At 52.3% G+C, this 23,205-nt stretch carries 20 protein-coding genes, 1 tRNA gene and 1 pseudogene; 20 read left to right on the plus strand and 2 right to left on the minus strand.

Annotated features, from left to right (window positions below; all coding sequences use genetic code 11):
* The first annotated feature begins 11 nt into the window (after window positions 1-11).
* Entirely contained in the window at window positions 12-773 is a 762-nt protein-coding gene (locus Q1A48_RS10350) for an SDR family oxidoreductase (protein WP_299944434.1), read from the plus strand.
* Between the two features lie 120 nt (window positions 774-893).
* Here the strand turns inward: Q1A48_RS10350 and Q1A48_RS10355 are convergent, their stop codons facing one another.
* Window positions 894-1,913 (minus strand): hypothetical protein, encoded by a 1,020-nt coding sequence (locus tag Q1A48_RS10355; RefSeq protein ID WP_299944436.1) that lies wholly within the window; start codon window positions 1,911-1,913, stop codon window positions 894-896.
* A gap of 854 nt (window positions 1,914-2,767) precedes the next feature.
* Here Q1A48_RS10355 and csrA point away from each other — a divergent pair.
* A complete protein-coding gene (csrA, locus tag Q1A48_RS10360; protein WP_299944438.1) occupies window positions 2,768-2,956 on the plus strand; it encodes a carbon storage regulator CsrA in 189 nt (62 codons plus the stop codon).
* A 114-nt stretch (window positions 2,957-3,070) separates the two neighbouring features.
* Here csrA and Q1A48_RS10365 read toward each other — a convergent pair whose 3' ends face one another.
* A complete protein-coding gene (locus Q1A48_RS10365; protein ID WP_299944440.1) occupies window positions 3,071-3,373 on the minus strand; it encodes a YhbY family RNA-binding protein in 303 nt (100 codons plus the stop codon).
* 144 nt (window positions 3,374-3,517) lie between these two features.
* Here Q1A48_RS10365 and rlmE point away from each other — a divergent pair, with 144 nt between their 5' ends.
* The 18 genes and pseudogenes from rlmE (at window position 3,518) to Q1A48_RS10450 (ending at window position 22,522) form a co-directional block, all read left to right on the plus strand.
* Window positions 3,518-4,141 carry a 23S rRNA (uridine(2552)-2'-O)-methyltransferase RlmE gene (gene rlmE, locus Q1A48_RS10370; RefSeq protein ID WP_299944442.1) on the plus strand — a complete coding sequence of 208 codons (624 nt, stop codon included), beginning with the start codon at window positions 3,518-3,520 and terminating at the stop codon, window positions 4,139-4,141.
* 175 nt (window positions 4,142-4,316) lie between these two features.
* Window positions 4,317-6,236, plus strand: a complete 1,920-nt coding sequence (gene ftsH / locus Q1A48_RS10375; RefSeq protein ID WP_299944490.1) for an ATP-dependent zinc metalloprotease FtsH — start codon at window positions 4,317-4,319, stop codon at window positions 6,234-6,236.
* Window positions 6,237-6,338: 102 nt separating this feature from the next.
* The gene (gene folP / locus Q1A48_RS10380) at window positions 6,339-7,184 is read left to right on the plus strand and encodes a dihydropteroate synthase (RefSeq protein ID WP_299944444.1); all 846 of its coding nucleotides are present in this window, start codon (window positions 6,339-6,341) and stop codon (window positions 7,182-7,184) included.
* A 94-nt stretch (window positions 7,185-7,278) separates the two neighbouring features.
* The gene (glmM, locus tag Q1A48_RS10385) at window positions 7,279-8,631 is read left to right on the plus strand and encodes a phosphoglucosamine mutase (protein ID WP_299944446.1); all 1,353 of its coding nucleotides are present in this window, start codon (window positions 7,279-7,281) and stop codon (window positions 8,629-8,631) included.
* Window positions 8,632-8,747: 116 nt separating this feature from the next.
* Window positions 8,748-9,482, plus strand: a complete 735-nt coding sequence (tpiA, locus tag Q1A48_RS10390; RefSeq protein ID WP_299944448.1) for a triose-phosphate isomerase — start codon at window positions 8,748-8,750, stop codon at window positions 9,480-9,482.
* 67 nt (window positions 9,483-9,549) lie between these two features.
* Complete coding sequence (secG, locus tag Q1A48_RS10395; protein ID WP_299944450.1) at window positions 9,550-9,990, plus strand: preprotein translocase subunit SecG; 441 nt, start codon at window positions 9,550-9,552, stop codon at window positions 9,988-9,990.
* Window positions 9,991-9,997: 7 nt separating this feature from the next.
* Window positions 9,998-10,083: transfer RNA gene (locus tag Q1A48_RS10400), tRNA-Leu, on the plus strand.
* A gap of 163 nt (window positions 10,084-10,246) precedes the next feature.
* Window positions 10,247-10,495, plus strand: a pseudogene (locus tag Q1A48_RS21810) (Arm DNA-binding domain-containing protein); the annotation flags it as partial.
* Window positions 10,496-10,756: 261 nt separating this feature from the next.
* Entirely contained in the window at window positions 10,757-11,485 is a 729-nt protein-coding gene (locus Q1A48_RS10410; protein WP_366523400.1) for a site-specific integrase, read from the plus strand.
* 117 nt (window positions 11,486-11,602) lie between these two features.
* A complete protein-coding gene (locus Q1A48_RS10415; RefSeq protein WP_299944456.1) occupies window positions 11,603-12,661 on the plus strand; it encodes a hypothetical protein in 1,059 nt (352 codons plus the stop codon).
* A 114-nt stretch (window positions 12,662-12,775) separates the two neighbouring features.
* Window positions 12,776-13,036: an AlpA family transcriptional regulator gene (locus tag Q1A48_RS10420; RefSeq protein WP_299944458.1), complete on the plus strand. Its 261-nt coding sequence runs from the start codon at window positions 12,776-12,778 to the stop codon at window positions 13,034-13,036.
* A gap of 347 nt (window positions 13,037-13,383) precedes the next feature.
* The gene (locus Q1A48_RS10425; RefSeq protein WP_299944460.1) at window positions 13,384-14,136 is read left to right on the plus strand and encodes a KilA-N domain-containing protein; all 753 of its coding nucleotides are present in this window, start codon (window positions 13,384-13,386) and stop codon (window positions 14,134-14,136) included.
* A 332-nt stretch (window positions 14,137-14,468) separates the two neighbouring features.
* Window positions 14,469-14,729 (plus strand): hypothetical protein, encoded by a 261-nt coding sequence (locus Q1A48_RS10430; RefSeq protein ID WP_299944462.1) that lies wholly within the window; start codon window positions 14,469-14,471, stop codon window positions 14,727-14,729.
* Between the two features lie 166 nt (window positions 14,730-14,895).
* Entirely contained in the window at window positions 14,896-17,733 is a 2,838-nt protein-coding gene (locus Q1A48_RS10435) for a DUF927 domain-containing protein (protein ID WP_299944464.1), read from the plus strand.
* Window positions 17,734-18,374: 641 nt separating this feature from the next.
* Window positions 18,375-19,358 carry a cyclic GMP-AMP synthase DncV-like nucleotidyltransferase gene (locus Q1A48_RS10440; RefSeq protein WP_299944465.1) on the plus strand — a complete coding sequence of 328 codons (984 nt, stop codon included), beginning with the start codon at window positions 18,375-18,377 and terminating at the stop codon, window positions 19,356-19,358.
* Window positions 19,359-19,501: 143 nt separating this feature from the next.
* On the plus strand, window positions 19,502-20,983 hold the full coding sequence (locus Q1A48_RS10445) for a ThiF family adenylyltransferase (protein WP_299944467.1): 1,482 nt from the start codon (window positions 19,502-19,504) through the stop codon (window positions 20,981-20,983).
* Window positions 20,968-21,459 carry a Mov34/MPN/PAD-1 family protein gene (locus Q1A48_RS21815; protein ID WP_366523399.1) on the plus strand — a complete coding sequence of 164 codons (492 nt, stop codon included), beginning with the start codon at window positions 20,968-20,970 and terminating at the stop codon, window positions 21,457-21,459. The genes Q1A48_RS10445 and Q1A48_RS21815 overlap by 16 nt, the downstream gene beginning before the upstream one ends.
* Window position 21,460: 1 nt before the next feature.
* The gene (locus tag Q1A48_RS10450) at window positions 21,461-22,522 is read left to right on the plus strand and encodes an SAVED domain-containing protein (RefSeq protein ID WP_299944469.1); all 1,062 of its coding nucleotides are present in this window, start codon (window positions 21,461-21,463) and stop codon (window positions 22,520-22,522) included.
* The last annotated feature ends 683 nt before the right edge of the window (window positions 22,523-23,205 follow it).

A 23,205-nucleotide genomic window follows, 5' to 3' on the forward strand; every position in this document is an offset into this window, starting at 1 on the left:
AGGAGTTCAATATGCAAATTGCCGACAGCATAGTGGCGATTACTGGCGCGGGCCAGGGGTTGGGACGTGCAATGGCCTTGTACCTGGCGGAGCGCGGCGCCCGTCTGGCGCTGATTGATGTTAATGCAGCGGGATTGGAACACAGTGTTTCCGCCTGTAAAAAATTCGCGGCAGAAGTGCGCAGTTATGACATTAATGTGGCCAATGAAGAAGCGGTGGATACCGGCTTCAGCCAAATTGCCCAGGACTTTGGCGGCCTGCAGATATTGATTAATAACGCCGGTATTATGCGTGATAGCATGCTACTCAAGTGCAAGGAGGGTAAGGTCACCGATCGCATGTCCCTCTCCCAGTGGCAGTCGGTCATTGATGTAAACCTGACTGGCGTTTTCCTCTGTGGCCGTGCTGCCGCAGGTATTATGGCCGAGAGCGGCGAAGGCGGCGTGGTGATTAATATTTCCAGTTTGTCCCGGGCCGGCAATATGGGGCAGACAAACTACTCCGCGAGTAAGGCAGGGGTTGCGGCCATGACAGTAACCTGGGCCCGCGAGTTGGCCCGCTATGGCGTGCGTGTCGCTGCCATTGCACCGGGCTTTATTGGCACAGAGATGGTCGCGCAAATGCGCCCGGAGATTCTGCAGGGCTTGGTCAAGCAAGTGCCTTTACGCCGCCTGGGAGAACAGGAAGAAATTGCCTCTACTGTGGCTTTTATCCTTGAAAATGACTTCGTTACCGGCCGTGTTCTGGATATTGATGGTGGCGCCCGGATCTGATCGCCGGAGTTTGTAAGTATTGGGCTCTGCAGCCTTCGGGCTGCCTGGCTGCTGCTGGATAGGGGGAAGTGGTTGCTGATCACAGCCTTGCACTCGTCATCGGAAACCAGGCAGCGCCTGTTAGCAGTTTTTTGGCTGCAACGCTTGATTGTACAGTTGTTTTGACTCATTCACAGTTTTCATAAAAAGCTCAGGACTATCAACGCCTAAATAGATTCTCTTTACATCTCCTTGGGGCTGAACAAGTTGAATCACAATATTTGGGGTTCCTGAGTAATTGTATCTTTTTACAAATCTGGAACGGGGTATAAAACAATAGCACTTGGCAATGCTGCAAATATTACTCAGGGGTATTTTGCGAGGCTCGTAGATGCCATAACGAATAACCAGGCTGTCCCTGGTCAGAGAGATAGGCCTTCTGGATACTGCTTTGTACTCAGCAATAAAGAAGATCAGGCCAAATGCTGTCAATGCTGTAACTATGCAAGCTGCAAAAGGTGTCCAAATAAAGTGTAGTAATACATGCACGAATGGTAATTCCAGTGCTATCAGGATAATGAAGCCTTTTAGAGTGCTTTGAGCGCCATCCTTTTTGTGGTAACTAAACTGCTTTTCGCCGTGAAAATGGGAAATAGTAATGCCGCTGGAAAAAAGGGCATAGACCCACATGCGTGCCTCAAAGGTTAATAACCTGGCAACAAGAGTGTCACCCCACATACGTTTAATGGGTTGTGAAATGGCAAGCTCGGGATTTGCCCCTTGCTTGAGAGCGGATTTTATTGCCAGATAAACTGTAGTTATGGTCGCGAGTTCAAACGAGAGAAAGGCCATCAGAATCAAATAGCGGCCCGCTTCAAAATATGGCCAGATAATTTTACTTTCTTGCGGAATAATGTAACTGCCGATCAAGATAACAAGACAGCACATAAGTGCGGCTTTGAGTGCCGCCTCTTTTTTATCTTTGAGGCAAATGAAACATAGTATCGGTAACGCCAAAAGGCCATCGGTCAAGTATAGCCACTCAAAGTTTGCTGTCCCAAATTCATTGAGGCTATTGTTGCCTTGGTAATAAAAACCCCAGAATGCAGAAATATAAATCAGGAAAAAAAGTGGCAGTTTCTGTTTGTGCGTGGTATCCAATAGGATTCTCCTGAGGCATTTTAAATAAGAGTGTAATAATTCTGTATAACCGTTCCTGCCAGTTGCTTATTAATAATCGGTGGGGCAGTCACCGAACCCGGTCTTAAAATGGTTCAATACCGGCTTTAAGTTATGGATCGGCATCGTCCATTTTTCCCGACGGCTTGCATCGGCAAGTACATTATTTTCTTTGATTGAGAGCTACTTTTACCGCAAAGAAATACCTATAGCTGAGGCTTGATATATGAAGCCAGGTTGTTGTCTCGGTGATCTTGATAGATGGTAGTGAAGTTGGTCTGTCAGCTCAAGTTGTCCATCATTGGGTAATTGATTTCTCTTTAACTGAATGCATCGAGAAATATAGGCGCCCAAATTATCTTATTGGATTTTATTCAGTTTTATTTCGTGTCAAACCTGGATAAAATCGGCAGACTTCTATCAGCATGTTGGGCTAGGGCTAAGCAAGCTTCTGTAAAGTCCATGCCTTAAGCAAGACCCAAGAATTTTCAACAAGATTCACCCCTTCAACAGGAGAACGGTAGCGTGACCTAAGAATAAATAAAAGGCGCTGACCCAAGGTGCAGCAACACCAGGGGCCAGCTAACCAAATTGATAACACAAGTATCAAAATGGCTTTATGGATAATACGCTAGATACCCGCTCGCCTTCAATAAAGTGGCGTATAGTCAGTGGCTTGGGGCGATTCCCCAGGCTCTGGGAGCGTTGCATTCGCCTTTTCCTATTCTGCGCCTACCGTTCCCGTGCTCCGCCCCGCACTCCCTGCAAAGGTTACTTTCCAGATTTCCCCATCACGGAATGCCTACCCAGGGCTTGCGTATCAGTAGGAAACGAATATGTTGATCTTGAAGCGCCGAACTGGCGAAAACCTAAGAATTGGTACAAATGTCTCAGTTACAGTATTGGAGGTGAAGGGGAATCAGGTAAAGATAGGAATCGACGCCCCCAAAACCCTCCCTGTCCACCGTGAAGAAATCTATGTGCGCATTGAAAAGGAACGGAAGACAGACAGTGGAGCTCGTTAAGCAGTGGATTCTTTAAGGGGGGCGGCCTCGCCGGGGGCCTCCGCCCCTGGGGATCAGGATAGGTTCACGGGTTTGAATACTGTTAAGGAAGCGGCATTGACTGCACAAGATTCTTTATTTCAGTAAGTTGGACTTTCGTATATCCGGTTTTTGCGCAGCGCGGTAAATCAGCGCAATCTTGCCAATCTCCTGCACCAGTTCGCAAGAGGACTGTTCACAGAGTGTGTCCACCATCTGATGGCGCTCCTCGCGGTTGGCGATCATCAGTTTGACCTTGATCAGCTCGTGATCCTCAAGCGCCCGATCCAGTTCCTCTCTCACGCCCTCGCTGAGCCCGTTGCCGGCTATGGTCACTACCGGCTTGAGGTTGTGGCCCAGGGTGCGCAGTGCTTTTTTGCGGTGGGCGGTTAAAGGCATACAATACTCCATTACCACTTGGTGGATATCGATGTGGGAGCGGTCGCAGATCGCAGTCCTCGCCAGCAGCTGCGTGGCGAGCCAGATCGCGGCCTGGGGCCGCTTTAACATTTAGCTGTAGTTGATGTGTAGGTATTGTACCCGATGGGCCGATCCAAGAGCAGCCACCGCTGGCTGCGTGAACATTTTAATGACCATTACGTCAAGCAGTCCCTGAAGGAGGGCTACCGCTCCCGTGCCAGCTATAAGCTGCAGGAGCTGCAAAACAAGGACCGCCTATTCAAACCGGGCATGACGGTTGTCGACCTGGGGGCGGCGCCGGGGGGGTGGTCTCAGGTAGCAGTGGCGCTGGTGGGGCACAAAGGCCGGGTTTTGGCGTCTGATATACTGCCGATGGACCCACTGGCCGGTGTGGACTTTATTCAGGGTGATTTTACCGAGGCGTCGGTGCTTACCCAGCTGTTGCAGCATCTTGGCGAGGAGATGGCGGACCTTGTGATTTCTGATATGGCCCCCAATATGAGTGGGATACGCGATGTGGATCAGCCCGCCTCTATGTATCTGGTGGAGCTGGCCGTGGATTTGGCGCGCCAGGTATTGAAGCCGGGTGGCGCTTTTGTCGCTAAGGTTTTTCAGGGCGAGGGGTTCGATACGCTGATCCGCGACCTGCGAGCCAGTTACAACAGTGTTGTGACCCGTAAGCCCGGCGCCTCCAGGCCCCGCTCCCGCGAGGTGTATGTAGTGGCACGGGGATTCAAGGGCGGCTAGGGCAGGGCGTATTTCGGGTCTGCGCGTCTGGTATGGTATAAGCAAATCCTGTATCGGCGGTTCGGGCTGTTGCCCTCCGCGCCTATACTGGTTTGAACCGGTATTGATGCAGCGGGTGTTGCCGAAATAGGCGGTTATTGAGTGCGAAAGCGAGAGGGCTATCCCTTTGAATGATATGGCGAAGAACCTGGTACTGTGGTTGGTCATCGCAGCGGTGCTGCTGATGGTGTTTCAGAACTTCAAACCACAATCCCGGGATGAGGCTCTCAGCTATTCCGACTTTGTTCAGGATGTGCAGTCGGGCCAGATAAAAAGTGTGATTGTGGATGGCCTGGTAATTACTGGCGAGAAGGCCGATGGCAGCCGTTTCAAGACCATACAGCCGCAAATTATAGATGATGAATTGACCAATGAACTGGTGCGCAGCAATGTCCAGTTCATTGGGCGCGAACCGGAATCCCCGAGTATCTGGCAACAATTGCTGGTCGCCAGCTTCCCGATTCTGATCATTATTGCCGTATTTATGTTCTTTATGCGCCAGATGCAGGGGGGTGCCGGTGGGCGATCCGGCCCGATGGCCTTTGGTAAGAGCAAGGCACGCCTCCTGGGTGAGGATCAGATCAAGACGACTTTCGCCGATGTGGCGGGTGTGGATGAGGCCAAGGAGGAAGTCCAGGAGCTGGTGGAGTTCCTGCGCGATCCCACCAAATTCCAGCGCCTGGGCGGCAATATCCCCCGCGGAGTACTGATGTGTGGTCCTCCCGGTACCGGTAAGACCCTGCTCGCCAAGGCGATTGCCGGTGAGGCCAAGGTGCCTTTCTTCTCTATTTCCGGCTCCGACTTCGTGGAGATGTTTGTGGGCGTGGGCGCCTCCCGTGTACGGGATATGTTTGAGCAGGCCAAGAAGCAGGCGCCCTGTATTATCTTTATTGATGAAATTGATGCCGTTGGCCGGCACCGGGGTGCCGGTGTCGGTGGTGGCCATGACGAACGAGAGCAGACCCTGAATCAGCTGCTGGTTGAGATGGACGGCTTTGAAGGCAATGAAGGGGTAATCGTGATTGCTGCCACCAATCGGCCGGATGTGCTCGACCACGCCCTGTTGCGTCCCGGTCGGTTCGACCGCCAGGTGTTCGTGGGCCTGCCGGATATCCGTGGCCGTGAACAGATCCTTAAGGTGCATATGCGCAAGGTGCCGATGGATGACAAGGTGAATGCGCAGACAATCGCACGGGGAACGCCTGGTTTTTCCGGTGCAGACCTGGCCAACCTGGTCAATGAGGCAGCCCTGTTTGCCGCCCGTGCCAACAAGCGCACCGTTACCATGGACGAATTCGAACACGCCCGTGACAAGATCATGATGGGCGCTGAGCGCAAGTCCATGGTCATGAGCGAAAAGGAAAAGATAAATACCGCTTACCACGAGGCGGGCCATGCGATTATCGGTCGCCTGGTGCCTGAGCATGACCCGGTGCATAAAGTCACCATTATCCCCCGTGGCCGCGCTTTGGGTTTAACCCAATTCCTGCCGGAAGAGGACAAATACAGCCTCTCCAAGCGCGCCATTGAATCGCAGCTGTGCTCTTTGTTTGGCGGTCGTATTGCCGAGGAAATAACCCTGGGTGTCGACGGCGTTACTACCGGTGCCTCCAACGATATTGAGCGGGCCACCGACCTTGCGCGCAATATGGTCACCAAGTGGGGGCTCTCTGAGAAACTGGGACCGCTACATTACGGTGAAGACGAGAGCGGTCAGCCCAGACACAGCAATCCGGTGTCCGGCAAGACCACTTACGAAATTGAGGCGGAAGTGCGCCGCATTATTGATAGCTGCTACGAACGGGCCGGCAATCTGCTGGAGGAAAACCGGGATATCCTTGAAGCGATGAAAGATGCACTGATGGAATATGAAACCCTGGATGCCGAACAGGTAGATGATCTGATGGCACGCCGTAAGGTTCGCCCGCCAAAAGATTGGCAGGACAATAACTTTGGTTCCGGCGGCAGCAGCTCTACTACTGAAAAAGACGCCAAAGAACCTTCCGCTGAGACCGATAAGAGCAACCCCGTGGGTGGCCCACTGAACGGCCACTGATTTTCAGGCGGGAAATCCCGAAGGAAATACAGACGGAATGCCCGGCAGGAATTGAGGCGCTAGCCTATTCTGCCCCGGCATTCCGTTTTTTTTACTTTGCATATGAACATTACCTTTGGAAAATACACCCTGGATTTGGCCACACCCGTTGTGATGGGTGTGCTGAATGCAACCCCGGACTCTTTTTCCGATGGTGGCAGCTACTATACCGCTGGGCACCTGGACTTGTCCCTGGTGCTGCGCCGTGCCGGGCAGATGTTGGGCGAGGGGGCTGCAATTATTGATGTGGGGGGGGAATCCACCCGCCCTGGCGCCGCACCGGTATCCGAACAGGAAGAGCTGGACAGGGTGGTGCCGGTGGTGGAGGCTATCTGTGCGAATTTTGCCGCTATCGTTTCGGTCGATACCAGCACACCTGCGGTGATGCGGGCATCCGCCGCTGTGGGCGCCGGATTGATTAACGATGTGCGGGCTCTGGAGCGCCCCGGCGCTCTGGAGGCGGCGGCTGAAACAGGCTTGCCCATTTGCCTGATGCATATGCAGGGGCAGCCAGGCACCATGCAAAGCGCCCCTTCCTACGCCGATGTGGTGGTGGAGGTGGCTGACTATTTAAACAGCCGGGTAAGTGCCTGTGAAGCTCAAGGCATAGCCCGGCAGCGCCTGATTTTGGACCCGGGTTTCGGTTTTGGTAAGTCCGATGCGCACAACCTGGCGCTGCTGCGCAGCCTGTCACAGCTGGCTCCAGCAGGGGTGCCCATACTGGCCGGGCTGTCACGCAAGTCCATGATTGGCCGCCTGTTGCAGCGGGAAGTGGGTCTACGCTTACCCGGCAGTCTTGCACTGGCCATGCTCGCCGCCCAGCGAGGAGCAAGGATTTTGCGGGTGCACGATGTGGCTGAGACAGTCGATGTACTGCGCCTGCGGCAAATAGTGGATTGCGGAGCCTAAGGAGCTTTGCCAGTTCAGCTACCCCGAGCCGCCGGGGTACTGTGGCTTTTGCCAGGCGCGTAAAAAGCGGCGAAATACATGATCGGGAAGATTTATGCAGAGAACGTATTTTGGCACCGACGGTATCCGAGGGCGTGTCGGTGAGGGTGCCATTACCCCGGATTTTATGTTGCGGCTGGGCTATGCCGCCGGCATGGTGTTGGGTAAATTACCGGGAGAGAAACGTCCGGGGCGCCCCAATATCCTGATTGGCAAGGATACCCGGGTGTCGGGTTATATGTTCGAGGCGGCGCTGGAAGCGGGCCTGATTAATGCCGGCGTGGATGTCGGGCTGCTCGGCCCGATGCCCACGCCGGCCATTGCCTATCTCACGCGCACTTTCCATGCGCGCGCAGGTATTGTGATCAGCGCCTCGCACAACCCCTACCAGGATAACGGTATCAAATTTTTCAGTGCCACGGGCAGCAAGCTCCCCGATCAGGTTGAGCGGGAGATAGAAGCGGTGCTGGATCTACCAATGCAAACCGCACAAAATCTCGGCAAGGCACGGCGTATTGATGATGCAGCCGCACGGTATATTGAATTCTGTAAGGCTGCCACGACCTGGGGGTTCTCCCTGGAGGGGCTCAGAATAGTTCTGGACTGCGCCAATGGAGCCACCTACCACATTGCCCCCAAGGTTTTCCGTGAACTGGGGGCCGAGGTCAGCGCTATCGGCATAAACCCCAATGGGCAGAATATCAATTTGGAGTGCGGTTCTACCAAACCCGAGCAGCTGCAGGGTGCAGTACTTGAACAAGGTGCTGACCTGGGGGTGGCTTTCGATGGGGATGGCGACCGGGTCTTACTTGTGGATCACAAGGGTGAACTGATTGACGGTGACCAACTGCTCTTTGTGATCGCCTTGCACCAACAGGAGTACCTGGGTGGATGCAAGGGGGTCATCGGTACACTGATGAGCAACTATGGTTTCGAGCTGGCCCTGGGCGAGCGCAGCATTCCATTTGAGCGTGCCAACGTTGGTGATCGCTATGTATTAGAGAAAATGCAGGCCAATGGCTGGCTGCTTGGCGGGGAGTCTTCCGGCCATATCATCTGTGCCGACGCCTCTACTACCGGGGATGGTATTGTTGCTGCACTTCGGGTATTGCGGGCCCTGTCCGACTTTGGCGAGCCTTTGCACCAGTTGAAGGCGCGCATGAAAATGCTTCCTCAGCACATGGTGAATGTGCGACTCAGGCATCGGGACGGCGTGCTTGATCATCCAGATGTAGAAACCGCGGTCAGTGATGCAGAGCGGCAACTGGCCCGCAGTGGCCGGGTATTACTGCGCCCCTCCGGCACCGAACCCCTGATTCGGGTGATGGTTGAAGGGCGTGACCACGTTCAGGTGGAGCAGCTGGCAAAACATATTGCCTCCGTGGTGGAGCGGATTGGGAACAGCTGATATAGGCTGGGGGTACAAGGGAAGCTGGCCTCTGCCGATGGGGAACCAAGCCGGACATTTTGGGTTGTATGTTGGCGGGATTGCCGCTAAGATTTGCGCCCCTTGAAGGAGCCCAGATGCGAATATCGCTGGTAGCAGCCAACTGGAAGATGAACGGCAATCGTGCCTTTGCCGAGCGTTTTTTCACTGACCTTGAGTTGGGGGACGTCTCCGCTGATGTTGTGGTATGCCCGCCCTTTCCCTATCTCTCTCAGGCTGCCCAGGCCGCGGAGAAAAAAGGCAGTTTTAAAGTGGGTGGGCAAAACCTCAGCCATGAGCCCGATGGGGCTTTTACCGGTGAGGTTTCCGCGCGTATGTTATTGGACTGCGATGCCCGTTATGTCATTGTCGGGCATTCCGAGCGGCGCGGCCTCTACGGTGAGACCAGCGAGCTGGTTGCAAAAAAATTTGTAGCCGCGCAAGCGGCAAACTTGATCCCCATTCTCTGTGTGGGTGAAACCCTGCAAGAGCGGGATCAAGGGCGCACTCTGGAAGTGGTCGCCTCTCAGTTACAGGCAGTGAAAGCGGTGATTGAAGAGAAGGCCTGGCAGCGCTCGGTTGTGGCCTACGAGCCGGTGTGGGCCATAGGCACAGGCAAAACGGCCTCTCCTGAAGAGGCGCAAAGTGTGCATAAGTTTATTCGTACTCAAATGGGTGATGTTGGCCTCACGGTACGAATTTTGTATGGCGGTAGTGTAAAATCTGCCAATGCCAGTGCACTGTTCGCACAGGCTGATATTGATGGCGCCCTTGTAGGTGGAGCTTCGCTCGATGCGAAGGAGTTCGCCGGGGTATGCCGCGCTGCTGTATAGTTACAGTAGATGAGATAAGAAATACTGAATAACGGGTTGGCAAACCCAGACAGAGAGTTTCCAGAAAATGGAAAAGTTAGTATTAATTGTACATGTTCTGATCGCGCTGAGTATTATCGGCCTGATTTTGCTGCAACAGGGCAAGGGCGCTGAAGCTGGTGCTTCTTTTGGTGCCGGTGCTTCGCAGACGGTTTTTGGCAGTCAGGGAAGTGGGAATTTCTTTTCGCATCTGACAGCGATTCTTGCGACAGTGTTTTTCGTCACCAGCTTTGGGCTGGCTATTTTGGCCCGCCAGGGTACAGAAGCCAATATAGACGCAGATCTGCCTCAGTTACCTGCTGCCGTTGAGCAGATTGGCCCGGCTACGGAGCTACCTGAGATCGAAAGTGATATCCCGCAGCTCGAAGCAGACCTGGAGGCCGGTGATGTTCCCCAGGTCCCTGAGCAAAGTAACGGTTCACAAGAGTCTCCGGCTGATCCAAAACCTGAAACAGAGGAACAGCAGTAAGATTTTTGCCCAGGTGGTGGAATTGGTAGACACGCTATCTTGAGGGGGTAGTGAGCTATGCTCGTGCGGGTTCAAGTCCCGCCCTGGGCACCACATCAAAGTTCAAAGAAGTCCGAAATCGTCCGCAAAGCCCCGTAAATCGGGGCTTTTTGCTATCTGCATAGTCCAAAGCCTTCCGCTCCCGTTCGTTGTCATCCGGTGCTATCTGGTGCTACATTTGGTGCTACCTGGTTCATTTTGGAATTTGGTAGCACCAATGCCCCTTACTGACACACAAATCAAACAGGCGAAGCCGGGCAACAAAGACCAGTGGCTCACCGATGGCCACGGCTTGCGTTTGCTGATCAAATCCAGCGGCGCCAGGTACTGGCGGCTTAAGTAGCGATTTCAAGGCAAGCAGAAGACACTAGCTGTAGGTGTGTATCCCTTAGTTAGTCTCAAGCAAGCCCGCCAAAAGGTGGCCGAGGCAAAGCAGCTGCTGGCAGAAGGTACCGACCCTGGGGAGCAGCGGAAACATGAAAAGCGGAAGGCTTTAATTGCGGCCGGTCGCTGCTTCTCCACTCTGGCGAAAGAGTGGTGGCACCACCAGAAGGGTACCTGGACCGAGGATCACGCCGGACGCGTCTGGACACGTCTCAAAGATAATGTATTCCCCCTTATAGGCGAACAGCCACTAGCCGAAATCACTCCGCAGGAAGTGATCGCCATTGTGCACAGCGTAGAGAGCCGAGATGCTTTAGATGTGGCTCGGCGAGTATTGCAGGATGTGCGCAGGGTATTCCGTTACGCAGTACAGACAGGGCGGATAGCTAATAACCCAGCGTCTGAATTAAGTGATGTACTCAAGGGGCGCAAGATCAGCCATCGGAACGCTCTGACGCGTGAAGAGCTGCCCGCCTTCCTTCAAGAGTTGGATATTTATCAGGAGCGAGGCCGCACATTAACCAAGCTGGCAATTCAACTGCTGATCCTCACCTTTGTTCGCCCTGGCGAGTTGCGCGGCGCGCGTTGGGAAGAAGTTGAGTTTGAATCTGCACTCTGGCGTATCCCTGGGGAGCGCATGAAGATGGGCACAGACCACATTGTACCATTATCTAGTCAGGCCTTGGCAGTACTTGAAGAACTGAAGCCGATAAGCGGGCAATACCCCCTGCTTTTTCCATCGGAACGCGAAAGAGTCCGTCCAATGTCTGACAACACCATGCGCCGTGCCATCTTTAAAATGGGGTGGGACGGCACTCAAGAGGGCAAGAGCAAAGCAAACCCTCACGGCTTCCGTGCCACTGCTTCCTCCATCCTCAATGAAACCGGCTTTAATCCTGATGCTATTGAAAGGCAGCTATCCCACATGGAAAGAAATGGCGTGAGAGCTGCCTATATACACCATGCCCGCTATATGGATGAACGCAAAGAAATGATGCAGTGGTGGGCTAATTATCTGGATGAAATGCGTAGCGGTGGCAAGGTTGTTCCGATTTTTACACAACAGCGTTAATTTGGTAGGGCATCCCCACCGATAATGGTTGCCTAGATCTAGCCCGACGGGGCGAAAGGAGCGGCCACCCATCGCTCTTGGCTTGGGTTCTATTTTGGGTTCCGTAGGGATACGGGCATGAGCAAAGATAAGAAATCTGCCGCGGAGAATGTGACCTATGCTGGAGACAGTCATCGGCGCATGCTGGAGAAAATATCAAGCAAGTCTGTGATTGCAGAGATGGCGAAGGAGGCTATTGCAAACCAAAAGCGCATGCTGGAAGGTATGAAAAGTTTAGCCAGTGTGTTTCCCATTGAAGAAGCGAAGCAAGCTCTCAAGGCGCACAAGCAATTACTAGAATCCCAATCAGCTTTTTCCCGTGTGGTCACGTCAGCGACGCAAGACATACTAGCTGAGGAGAAGCAAAGAGCTGCTGAGAAACAGCGGTGGCTGGAGCAAATACTGCGGCTTTCGAAACAGTATGAAAGCTCAAAGGTAGATTTGAGTAGTTTAACGCGCCCCGGCTGGTTCAAGCGCTACTCTACACAAGTAGAGCAGTCGATTAACTGGGATCTAGCCGAGGGTGAGAATTCTGAGCGAGCCAAGACCTTAAAAGAGCTACGAAAAGCCATACAAAAATTGTCTGATATAAATCCACAGAAGCACCCAGACTCCTATGCATTCACAGCTTTTGCATTGGGCGCATGGCTAACAATGCTCTCTATACACGATGATGCTTCGAGTTTGTTTGGATTACTCTCCAATGATTTAATCAAAGAGAGTGACTCTGCAAAAGAGATCGCAGCCAGGAAGGTTAAAAAGGAGGGAGTCAGATCTGCGCATGCTGCGAAAGCTGCAAAGAAGAAAATCATAGAGGATGCCCTTGGGATACTGTGCAAACATTTGGGTTATGCACCGACCGAGGGAAAGCTGAGGAGCTGGCTGCGCAAATTATCTGCTGGAAGAATTCCAGAATATGAAGATGGTGAGTTTCCGACCGGCTTGGAGAACTGCCCCAAAATCTGTTCTTTCGAAGTTAAAGGAACAGATGATCACGGCAATGAGATTACCAAAGGATACCGGCTGCATTTTATGCTCACTTTAAACGGAAAAATGGTAGATGAATTCCTCGCGCTTAGCACCTATAAGAAGCAATATCTGCCAATGCTGAAAAATAAATGGCCGAGAAAGGCATAGTCCCCCTTTTTTCTGCACCCCAAAAAGGGGGAGTATGACAGTTTCCCCCTTGTGAGGTTGTTTAAATCTGTTTGCCGCCCGAGAAGTTCCAAGGGCTTAAAACGGAGACAGAAAATGACCGCTGCTTATACACACTCCCATGAGACCCCCTTAAACCTCAGTACCCCTGATGACCCCATTCTTCGCCTGCCTGAGGTAGAGCGGTACACAGGGCTCAGGAAGACCTCCATCTATACCCTGGTGAAAAAGGGCAAGTTCCCTACCCCGATCAAGCTGGGCGAGCGTGCCAGTGGCTGGCTTTCTTCTGAAATCCGCCAATGGATACAGGATCGTATTGCCGTTTCCCGCAGCCGTTTTCCACCCCCTCCCAAATAAAGGTGTTACAGGTGTACAGGTGTTACAACTTCGCTGCAGGCCCCGTGGTTACTGGCTTTCCGCTGTAACACCTTTTTGTAACACCAAAAATGCAGCAGGAAAAGGTGTTACACCGACGAGGCTCAAATGTCGAGAAAGAATGTTTAGAGAGGAAGAGGATAAGAGCTTTGGCGATAAGGGAACGCTCATTTCCGCATACAGATGGGCAAAAACGAACGAGTTGAGCGACTACTAGAAGCTCTTGATGAAAGGCATAGAAATGCAAAAAGCGCCAATAGGGAAATGCCTATTTACCTGGCTGACAGAGATCGTGGAAAAGGAGAGAAGAGATGAATGGTGCTAACCAATTGCCGGTTATTGCCGGCGTCGAAATCACCACTGATGCTGCAGGGCGTTTCAATCTGAATGCTCTGCATAGAGCCAGTCAAGCAGGTGGTCATAAGAGCCCCACCCAATGGTTGAGGCGGGGTGAAACGAATGCTTTAATCGCAGAGCTTGAATCCCAAGATGTAAATTTACATCTTGCCCCAATCAATAAAATCCACGGTGGAAGTGCGCCGGGAACCTTCGCCCATGAACTGCTGGCCGTGGAATATGCCGGCTGGATTAGTCCCGCTTTCCGTCTTCAGGTAAATCAAACCTTCATTGACTACCGCACAGGCAAGCTTGAACCGGCCCCTGGCACAACAGGCGACCGCTGGATATTTGACCTTGCTGTGGACACCCTGCGGCCAGACGACACATCCAAGCTATCCATGCTTAAAAAGTTCGGTGAGAAACGGGGTCAAGATATGCAGTTCCTGCCGGACTACTCCGAGAGTAAAGGTGTTCACCACTCCCTGTCGGAACTGCTCAGGCGCCACCACTCAAACCTGTCAGCCCGTAAGGTGAATCAGATTTTGGTTCATCTGGGCTACCTGGAAGTGCGGTCCCGTAAATCCAAAGCCAAGGGTACCAGGCAGTTCAAGTGCGTAACCGAGAAGGGCGCACGTTACGGCTGTAATCTGGTAAGCCCCTGCAATCCTAACGAAACACAAGCCCATTGGTATGACGGCCAATTCAAGCAGTTGTTGGATGAACTGAAATCCGCAGCTGGATAACGGGTAAATAGGCATAAAAATGCAAAAAGCGCCTATAGGGAAAAGCGGTTTTCTCTGGTTGACAGTAATCGGAGAACGGACCTATGCTTGTCCAGCTTCCGCAAAATCGGAAGCCGGGATTCGCAACCCGTATATTCGAAGGCGCCAGGAAGACGCCTTTAGCTGTATGCGTCTTTTTTTGTGCGCGAAACCTCCTTGTTATGGTGGGGTATTCGGGGGGCCTTTGGGCTCGCCGTTTCCTTCGAGCGGTATTGCGAACCCGTCTACCCCGCCGCCTTATCGAGATTCGCAACTCCTGGGTGGCGGACAACCCGCTATCGAAGGAGGCTATCATGTCTAACCACGCCCCAGTTGTACCCGCTGCTCGGGCAGATCAGTTTATTGCCCAATCCCTTGACCTTGCCGGTATTAGCCTGGAGTCCGTAGAAAAGCTCCGCACGCTGTTCCGCACTATTGCCCACATCCCTGACAACAATCCCACTACGCAGGAGCTGGCCGCCCTTGGTGCCGAGCTCGCAGACGGGTGGGCCAATGTCATTGATTGCGAGCGTGAGGATCTGGAGCGACTCGCCGCTTCCACACCAATGAATTGAGGTAATGAATTAATTTACTAGCCATTGATGAGCCGCAAAGTAAAGCTAAGCCAAAATTCTGGCTTAGGTCAAAACGTGGTCAGCTCAGTCAAAGGCGGCACCGTACCCCGCACCTCTGTCGGAAGCTTTATGGGGCGGGGTCTTCAGGATAATTTAGGGATTTGTTATGGCGCGTTTTGATATCAAACGGGTTGCCGATTTAGCCCAGAACCAAATTGATGCTGTATTGGCCCATTGGGCGCCGGAAGGTAACTACAAAGGGGTGGAATATATTGCCCTCAATCCGGCCCGGTCAGATGACAACAAGGGCTCTTTTTCCGTGAACCGGAATACCGGTGCATGGGCGGATTTTGCAACTGATGCCAAGGGCGGCGATCTGGTGTCGCTGGTGGCATATCTTGAGGGCATGAATAATGGCGACGCGGCACAGCGCTTGGCAGTGTTTCTAAGGCTCTCTGACAGCGAGGCGATAACATTGAACCGCAAGCCAGCGAGTAAACCGCGCGGCCCCGCCAAAAGTGGGTGGGAGGTGGTTATGCCAGTACCACTTGATGCAGTGAAGGCCTGCCCCACACGTCATCCCCGTAATGGCCTGCCCTCGGCGGAATGGGAATACCGGAATCACGCCGGGCTGTTACTGATGAAAGTGCTGCGATTCGATCTACAAAAGACCGGCAAACGGGCCAAGGAATACCGCCCGCTCACTTACTGCCGGGATACTCGCGGAAAATATGCGTGGCGGTGGAAACAACCTGAAAAAAGCCGCCCGCTGTATGGGCTAAATCGTCTCGGCACTCGTGTTGATGCACCGGTATTGCTCACCGAAGGTGAAAAAGCAGCAGACGCCGCTGTAGCACTGTTACCGGATTACGTGAGTATGAGTTGGCCAGGCGGCAGCAAGGCACTCGGCAAAACAGATTTCGGGCCGCTGCGTGGCCGTCAGGTGGTGCTGTGGCCAGACAATGATGAGGCGGGCACCTACTGCATGCAAAAGCTGGCTGTCATACTGCACGGCCTTGGCTGCGCGGTGTCTCTGCTGCGCCTGCAGGCACTGGGTAATCGTTGGCCAGTGAAAGGGGATGCGGCAGATGCAGAGGCCCACGGGCTGACGGCAGAGCAGTTGGCAGCGCTGCTGGCGGCAGGTGAACTGCTGCAAGCATACACACCAGAAACCACCGTGGGTGACAAGGGCAATGGCCAGCAAGGGGCGCTTGGGGATGTGTCAGGCGAGCAGAGCCGGTTTGTGGTCAATGACCGGGGCGTGTTCTTTTCAGTGCAAGATGCTGACGGAGAAGCTTCGCTGATGCGGATCTGTGCTCGCCTCGATGTGATAGCGCTCACGCGGGACCCCCAGGGCCGCAACTGGGGCACACTGGTTCGCTTTGTGGACCCGGACGGGGTTGTTAAGGAGTGGAATATTCCCAGCGAGTACCTGGCCACGGAGGGCGGCGCAGAAGTGTTAAAGCAACTTTACAGCATGGGGCTGCGTGCGGAGGCCGGGCAGCAGCCACGGCGGCGGCTGATTCAGTACCTGCAAACGGCAAAGACTCCGGACCGCTATATCCTGGTCAATAAACTTGGCTGGCACGGCCAGGCCTATCTCCTGCCGAATGAGACACTGGGAACCCCCACCGAGCCGCTGTACTTCTATTCAACAAGTCCCGACCTCAACAAAATCAAAATTTGCGGTGCGTTGGAACATTGGCGGGAGCAAGTAGCAGCCTACTGTACAAACAATTCGCGGTTACTTTTTGCAGTGTCGGCGGCCTTCGCCGGTCCGCTGCTGCATATGATCGGTATGGAGACCACAGGTTTCCACTTCTTCGGTGACAGCTCACAGGGCAAAACCACACTGCTCAAGGTGGCGGCTTCTGTTTACGGCGGGCCTGATTTCCTGCGTACCTGGCGCAGCACAGATAACGCGCTGGAAAGTATTGCGGCGGCGCACTCGGATGGCCTGTTGGTCCTCGATGAGATCAGCCAGTGCGATCCCCGTATCGTGGGCGATATCGCCTATATGCTCGGCAATGGTACTGGCAAGGCGCGGGCCAATGACCGGGGTGGTGTGCGCGGCAATGCCTTTGAGTGGCGTTTGGTATTCCTCTCCACCGGGGAGCGCACTTTGGATCAGCAGATGGCAGAGGCCGGGAAAAAGGCGAAAGCGGGACAGGAGGTGCGACTCCTAGCAGTGCCCTCGGATGCAGGTAGTGGCCTCGGCATTTTTAATACCCTGCACGACTTTGCCGGGGGTGCCCCATTGTCCCGCCATCTGGTAGATCAGGCCTCCCTCTATCACGGCGCACCCCTTCGTGCTTTTATTGAAGCCTTGTGTGCAAGTAATCACGACAAACTGACCAAGCGGATTCGGCTTGAGCTGGTGAATTTCGCTGCGGACCTTTCTGACAAAGCCAGCGGGCAGGTGCGGCGAACAGCGGAAAAGTTCGCCTTGGTGGGATTTGCCGGAGAGATGGCTTCCAAGGCCGGGATTACCGGATGGCCCCAGGGTATGGCCATGCATGCCGCGCACGCCTGCTTTAAGGCATGGATAGCAGCCCGTGGTGGTATCGGCAACCTGGAGGATCAGCAATCCCTGCATGCGTTGCGGCTCTTCTTCGATTTGTACGGGGAATCGCACTTCACGCGCTGGGACCGCGAAGACGCAACCGCAGACGATCATACTGTCCGCACCCTCAAGCGCTGCGGCTACCGCAAGACACTGCAGGACAGTAATGCCCTCGAAGGCCCATCCTGTTCGGAAACCATCTATTACGTGTATCCAGCGGCATTTAAGGCCGAAATTTGCAAGGGGCTCAATGATCGCAGAGCAAAGCAGTTGCTAGCGGAGAGCGGCGCGCTTGAGCGCGATAGCAATGGGAAATTCTCAACCTCAACACGCCTGCCGAACAGTGGACGCAACCCCGAACGAGTCTTGATTATCCGTCCACACCTGATCCCGGCTGGCGGCGATGGAGAGGGACAGGGAAGAGAGAAGCAGGTGGCTTAAACACTATTTGCGGAACGATCATCCAGCTTCAGGCAGTTGGCCAAAAATAGGTAGCTGACTACAGCAGAAAAATAATGGCATAGTGTTCTACGGCCAGTATTGAATAACGTTACACTGAGCGCACCTACTGAGTAGGTTAGGGAAAAATCTGTAAAACCGGTCGTCTGTACCGAGAAATCACTCGCGACAGGCTACCACTGGAATGTCGGTATCTATCCGAGAGGCACTATACCCTTGGGCTCGCCAGGTGGCTGTTCGGGCGGGATGCAAGCTATCTGAAAGATGCCATTTTACGCAAAGCCCTACATATAAGTAACGTGTATCGGGGCAAGAATAGCGACTTCAAGAGCAGACTTTTGGCCTCTAACTGAAAGTTTTCATATCGAAATACAAATTGCCCGAGCCGGACAGCAAGACAGTGGCTTGAGTTTGACAGGATTGATCTTTAAAACGAAAGCATTTGCCAGCCAAAATTGAACATTTGTACCACCTAGCCTCTCATGAAAAGTTAATTTTCACGACAGCTATAAAATGTGAGCCAGGGCATGGAATTTTCTTTAATTTTAGCAAAGAAAAGGACTTGAATGGCTGCTGGTAGCCTCCAATATATAGAGAGGTACTCACAAAAGGGAATCTTTCCCATGGCTCACGCCCAATCTCAGTTCGAAAGCTTCCACGATGAAATTCTGCTCAGTTTTGACACTAACGCCAAGCTTCGTGAACGTCGAGAAGCATTGCTCAAGGACCTCAAAGACAATATTGATGAAGACGCCCATGGTTATTCGCACTTTATTCAAGGCAGCTACGCTCTGCATACAGGGGTCACTCCATTACCAGATAATGACCCGGATATGGACGTAGGTCTGATTTTTGATTGCTCACCAGAAGATTACCCGGACTCTTTAACCCTTAAGAAGATCGTGAGAAAGGCGTTGGAACGCCCTAATCGCACAGTCAAGATCCGCCGCCCATGTGTGACCGTAACCTACCTTAAAGATGGAAAAGTAACCCACCACATAGACTTGGCAATATACACCCTAAATGCCGACAGCCAGACACAATTGGCCAAGAGCCGAGAAACGGACGCTGTAGAAGACCGCATCTGGGAAGCGTCGGAGGCCCGCGAACTAATCAAAAAGATTGCCGATCGATTTGAGGGCGATGATCGCAAGCAATTCCGTCGCGTGGTGCGCGCACTGAAACGCTGGCGAGACATCAAGTTAGGCCACGCCAACGCTCCCAGCGTTGGCCTAACAGTCGCAGCGTACAATTGGTTCTCCGCTCGCTATGACAATGTAGATGGCAGGCCTCGCGATCTACTTGCCATACGGGATCTTCTCAATGAGCTACTGAGTAACTGGAGTTGGTCTCGCCTGGAAGTACACTTGCCAGTTGCTCCTAATACTGATCTGTTTGAAAAAATGACGGAAGCCCAAGCGTCTGACTTAAAGCAACGTTTGAAGGGACTGAGGGACTCCCTTAGCGAGGCTTTGGATCAGCCGGACACCCACGAAGCCTGCAAGGTGCTGAAAAAGCAGTTTGGGAATGACTTTCCCGTTCCCCCAAAATCAGATACAACCAAGGAGGTTTTCGCTGGTGTAAGCCTAACTGGGCGTTCAGCTTGACGCATGAACAACAGTTTTTAATCCAGAAGATAGAGCGCGCCCTAGTCAATATCAATGCCTCTTCAATAAGCTATTCGATAGAATAAAAACTTCCGATCTGGAAGTTTTTATTCTATTACAAAAGCACTACTTGGCCTCTGAAATTGAAACTTTCCGACTGGAATCTAGAATTTCTCCCTTCGATTTACTGGATGAAAACGCCCCCTTTTTGGGGGTGGCCTCATATCAGCGATTCTGGCTCTATCTGTGTCAATGACAAAGAAGGACTGGACTACGATCCTGACGATTTCGAGGGGGTACTAGGCTGGCTGGTCTGTGAAGCAGCCAAATTACTGCATGAAAACCAACTTCTATCGGAAGACAAGCGCCTTCAAGCATTCTCAGATGAACTTGAAGGATACTTGAAGTGCTGTGGTGCAAAGCCTGTACGCTGCGACGCCTTGCTAGCAAACTCCCAGCAACTCTACGCTGAAGTTCGAACACACAAGGAAAGAGCAAGGTATGTTTCAACGGTACTACGAGTCAATACAGGTTCTACAAGCACCAGCAGCACTCAACAAGAAAAACTGGGCTTCCTAGATGTTTCTATCCAGCAGCTCCCAAGATTGAGAACAAATCTAGACCCTGAGTGGCGCGATGAATTTCTCTCTCGGTTAGATTCATCTCAGTACGACGTTGCCTTGTCCACCGAGTATCGAGGCCTAGTTTTACGCACAGCCAACTCCTACGGCGCAGCACTAGTATTGGTATATTGGGGAAGAAAACAGAAAAAAGACGAATGGCAAGCACATACATACTACCTGCAGCGTCAGGACAGAGACTACGTGATTCAACGTACAGGCGGATCTACTTATGATCGACATGTTGTAATAGCTGGTCTAGGAGCTATAGGTTCGAGAGTTGCTGAGCACTTGGCGCTCGCTGGTGTCAAAAAGCTGACGTTGGTGGACCACGACAAGTTCAGCGCCGACAACCTGGGGCGACACCTATTGGGGATGGATGCTATTGGAGAACATAAGATTACTGAACTTGAGAAACATCTTAAAAATCGAATACCAGGGCTCAACATATCAGCACAGAAAGCCCACATTAATAAATTTCTTAGAAAGGGCTTCCCACAGGGAACAGATGCAATAGTGCTCACTACAGGTAACAGCCCTACAGAGCGGGCCATCATCCGCCGCGCTTACCAGGAAGACTGGCCCACGTTGATTGTTTCAGCTAGTGTTGAAGCCTGGGGTTTAGGAGGCCACGCCATTGCTATGCGCCCCGGGAGCCCGGGCTGTCTTGAGTGTCTCTATTATGACCCTGATTTTCAAAATCCCGTGGCTCAAATGAGAACATCTCTCATAGCTCCCGGCCAATCAGTAACACGACAGCTGACCGGCTGCGGTGCATTTACTCCATATTCGTCTATCGATGCCAATCGGACAGCTATGCTGGCTGTCGAGCGTGTACTGGATAACTTATCAGGCTACTCACGCTGGGCAGGGAAAATTGAACAGGCACGGCAAGCGGGAATTCAACCCTCCGCAACATATCGATCACTGGCGGAGGCCCGTATTCCCCTAACTTTAGAACCACCAGATTACATTCAGCCAGAGTGCATATGCTGCAGCAACTAAGCTCTGGGCACATTGTTTGGCACTCTATCGGAGGCAATGCTGGCTCAATATCTCCCAATCTGATTTCGGAGCTGCAAAAATGGAAGCAGGTTAAAGCTTCGAGTAGGGAAGCCGGAGGACTTCTATTAGGATTTATCGACTTAGACACAGAGGGGCTCCTGGCTGAGACCGCGACAGTACCCGGACGAGGAGACCAAAGAAGCCGAATCAAATTTTTTAGAGGCCCGAGGCATCAAAAATTAGCCATTAGATGGAATCATAGTACTGATGGCCGTGGCACTCAGCTAGGATTGTGGCACACTCATCCCGAACCAATACCGACGCCATCTTCTGTGGATATCAATGACTGCCGCAATGTACTCACCAATGGAGAATTTGTAAGCAATGGCTTGCTTTACGTCATAGTTGGAATTGATAAGGTGAGTTTCTGGTTCGCAAAGAAAGGGCGAGAGTTGGAACACTTAGGCTATTTTTGATATGAGATTTTATAAACTATTACACCGTATATTAGACCTTGTGGAGATATACTTAAAAAGGTCGAAGTCAGGCTGGTTAATTCTTTCTGGATTTTCGTTAATTTTATTTCGCCCCATATCTGTTGTATTTGAATTTCGATCAGGCGATACAGAAATCTTAGGCTCTATTTACAGCTTGAAACCTCCAATTTTTATTGACGCAATTCAAATCGTTGTAGGCCTATCCTTAATAATATCCGGCCTCTATATGGCTATAAAGACTCATATGGCTATGAGTCGAAAGCGCGTCATTGCGGTGGAATTGCGGGGTTTAAATCAGACCGTTGACAGCTCGCTCGAAGAAGCCATTCCCAGAAGGGTCTTTGGTTATAGAGATCCGATACTGATAGATGTACGTGACTTAATAAAAGAGAAAGCATTGGAAATGACAAATCAGCTACCGGCGAGGTTTCGACAGGCTAAAGACGGTCGTGATCGCAGCGATCTAACTTTATATGCAGGTGGATTGGCGCCAGTCCCCCTACTATTTCTTGCTGGAAGCTTTATAGCTGCGGAGAGCAAAACTCACTGGATGGACTGGGATAGAAGCAAGCAGAAATGGACACTAATCGAAGAGGGTGTCGATTGTGGAAATCTGACTTGGCCGATAATCGATGGCCTGAATGGTGATGAAGTGGTTCTAGCAATGTCTATCTCATATCCAATTGACAAGACCGAATTGCTCTCGGCATTTCCTGACACCGAGATTCTAGAGGCAGGCTTGGAACAGCCGTTTCCTGGCCGGGTAATGAGCGAAGAGTGCACGCATAGAGTTCTAAATGAATTTTTAAAATTCATTGTAACTCTGCAAAACCAGGGAGTTCGAAGAGTTCACCTTGCAATAGCAGCATCCAGCGCATTATCGATGCGGCTGGGAAGTTTTTACTCACGCCGAAACATGCCCGAGCTGATAGTTTATCAGTATCAGAAAGGCCAAATCGACAATCCCTACCCTTGGGGAGTTATTATGCCCGGCTCCGAAGAAGAGATGGGCAAGATCCATAACAACCTGATTCCTGCATAATCTCCGAACTGACTAAGGTCTCAGTTTCTTGAGTATAAGCGATCAAGTAACCCCACCCGGTAGTGGGTCAGATGTGTGTTTTGGTGAGCTGGCGCAGAGGGCCTTGTACCCCCCGTTTCCTTGTAGCGGTAGTTCTAACCTGCGTTCAGCCCGCCGCCCATTGAGATTAGAACCTCACGGGTAGCGGCTCATAAATACAAGGAGCCCAAACCATGTCAGCCAATAAGCCTATCCCCATCACTTTCCTGCCCTTTGTCAGAGATACCAGCCACACAAGAAGTTTTTGGTCCTGACTCAGCCCCGGATTACGTGGAAGCCTGCAAACATGGTAGAGAATTCGCAGGGGAATATCTGGAATACCTTAAACTGGACCCCAGCAACGATATACTTGCCTAAATAATCAGGGATATAGACACCAAAGATAAGACCGAGAACACGGGCTATTACGTTGGGTTTCTTGGCTTCACTGATGACTTCTTGCGAGATTACAGCCTGCGGCACAACCACTGGGAGATATACGGGAAGGTAGCCGCTCAGTACGAGGCTATTGAGGTTGCGCGGAAGGTGGAGTGCATACAGGAACCGGAAGAGCCCGCCGATAGCTTGGTAGCCTGAATGGACGCTACCAGTATCCCCCACTTGGGAACTAGTTGGGGGGGTACCTCTCATCAAGTGAAAGCGGG

This window comes from uncultured Microbulbifer sp. (assembly GCF_947489355.1).
Taxonomy (GTDB): Bacteria; Pseudomonadota; Gammaproteobacteria; order Pseudomonadales; family Cellvibrionaceae; genus Microbulbifer.

What these genes read in the sequence shown, in the direction of transcription:
- Q1A48_RS10350 (WP_299944434.1), top strand. Translation starts at nt 12, where the DNA reads ATGCAAATTGCCGACAGCATAGTGGCGATTACTGGCGCGGGCCAGGGG.
- csrA (WP_299944438.1), top strand. Translation starts at nt 2,768, where the DNA reads ATGTTGATCTTGAAGCGCCGAACTGGCGAAAACCTAAGAATTGGTACA.
- Q1A48_RS10365 (WP_299944440.1), bottom strand. Translation starts at nt 3,373, where the DNA reads ATGCCTTTAACCGCCCACCGCAAAAAAGCACTGCGCACCCTGGGCCAC.
- rlmE (WP_299944442.1), top strand. Translation starts at nt 3,518, where the DNA reads ATGGGCCGATCCAAGAGCAGCCACCGCTGGCTGCGTGAACATTTTAAT.
- ftsH (WP_299944490.1), top strand. Translation starts at nt 4,317, where the DNA reads ATGGCGAAGAACCTGGTACTGTGGTTGGTCATCGCAGCGGTGCTGCTG.
- folP (WP_299944444.1), top strand. Translation starts at nt 6,339, where the DNA reads ATGAACATTACCTTTGGAAAATACACCCTGGATTTGGCCACACCCGTT.
- glmM (WP_299944446.1), top strand. Translation starts at nt 7,279, where the DNA reads ATGCAGAGAACGTATTTTGGCACCGACGGTATCCGAGGGCGTGTCGGT.
- tpiA (WP_299944448.1), top strand. Translation starts at nt 8,748, where the DNA reads ATGCGAATATCGCTGGTAGCAGCCAACTGGAAGATGAACGGCAATCGT.
- secG (WP_299944450.1), top strand. Translation starts at nt 9,550, where the DNA reads ATGGAAAAGTTAGTATTAATTGTACATGTTCTGATCGCGCTGAGTATT.
- Q1A48_RS10415 (WP_299944456.1), top strand. Translation starts at nt 11,603, where the DNA reads ATGAGCAAAGATAAGAAATCTGCCGCGGAGAATGTGACCTATGCTGGA.
- Q1A48_RS10420 (WP_299944458.1), top strand. Translation starts at nt 12,776, where the DNA reads ATGACCGCTGCTTATACACACTCCCATGAGACCCCCTTAAACCTCAGT.
- Q1A48_RS10430 (WP_299944462.1), top strand. Translation starts at nt 14,469, where the DNA reads ATGTCTAACCACGCCCCAGTTGTACCCGCTGCTCGGGCAGATCAGTTT.
- Q1A48_RS10435 (WP_299944464.1), top strand. Translation starts at nt 14,896, where the DNA reads ATGGCGCGTTTTGATATCAAACGGGTTGCCGATTTAGCCCAGAACCAA.
- Q1A48_RS10440 (WP_299944465.1), top strand. Translation starts at nt 18,375, where the DNA reads ATGGCTCACGCCCAATCTCAGTTCGAAAGCTTCCACGATGAAATTCTG.
- Q1A48_RS21815 (WP_366523399.1), top strand. Translation starts at nt 20,968, where the DNA reads ATGCTGCAGCAACTAAGCTCTGGGCACATTGTTTGGCACTCTATCGGA.
- Q1A48_RS10450 (WP_299944469.1), top strand. Translation starts at nt 21,461, where the DNA reads ATGAGATTTTATAAACTATTACACCGTATATTAGACCTTGTGGAGATA.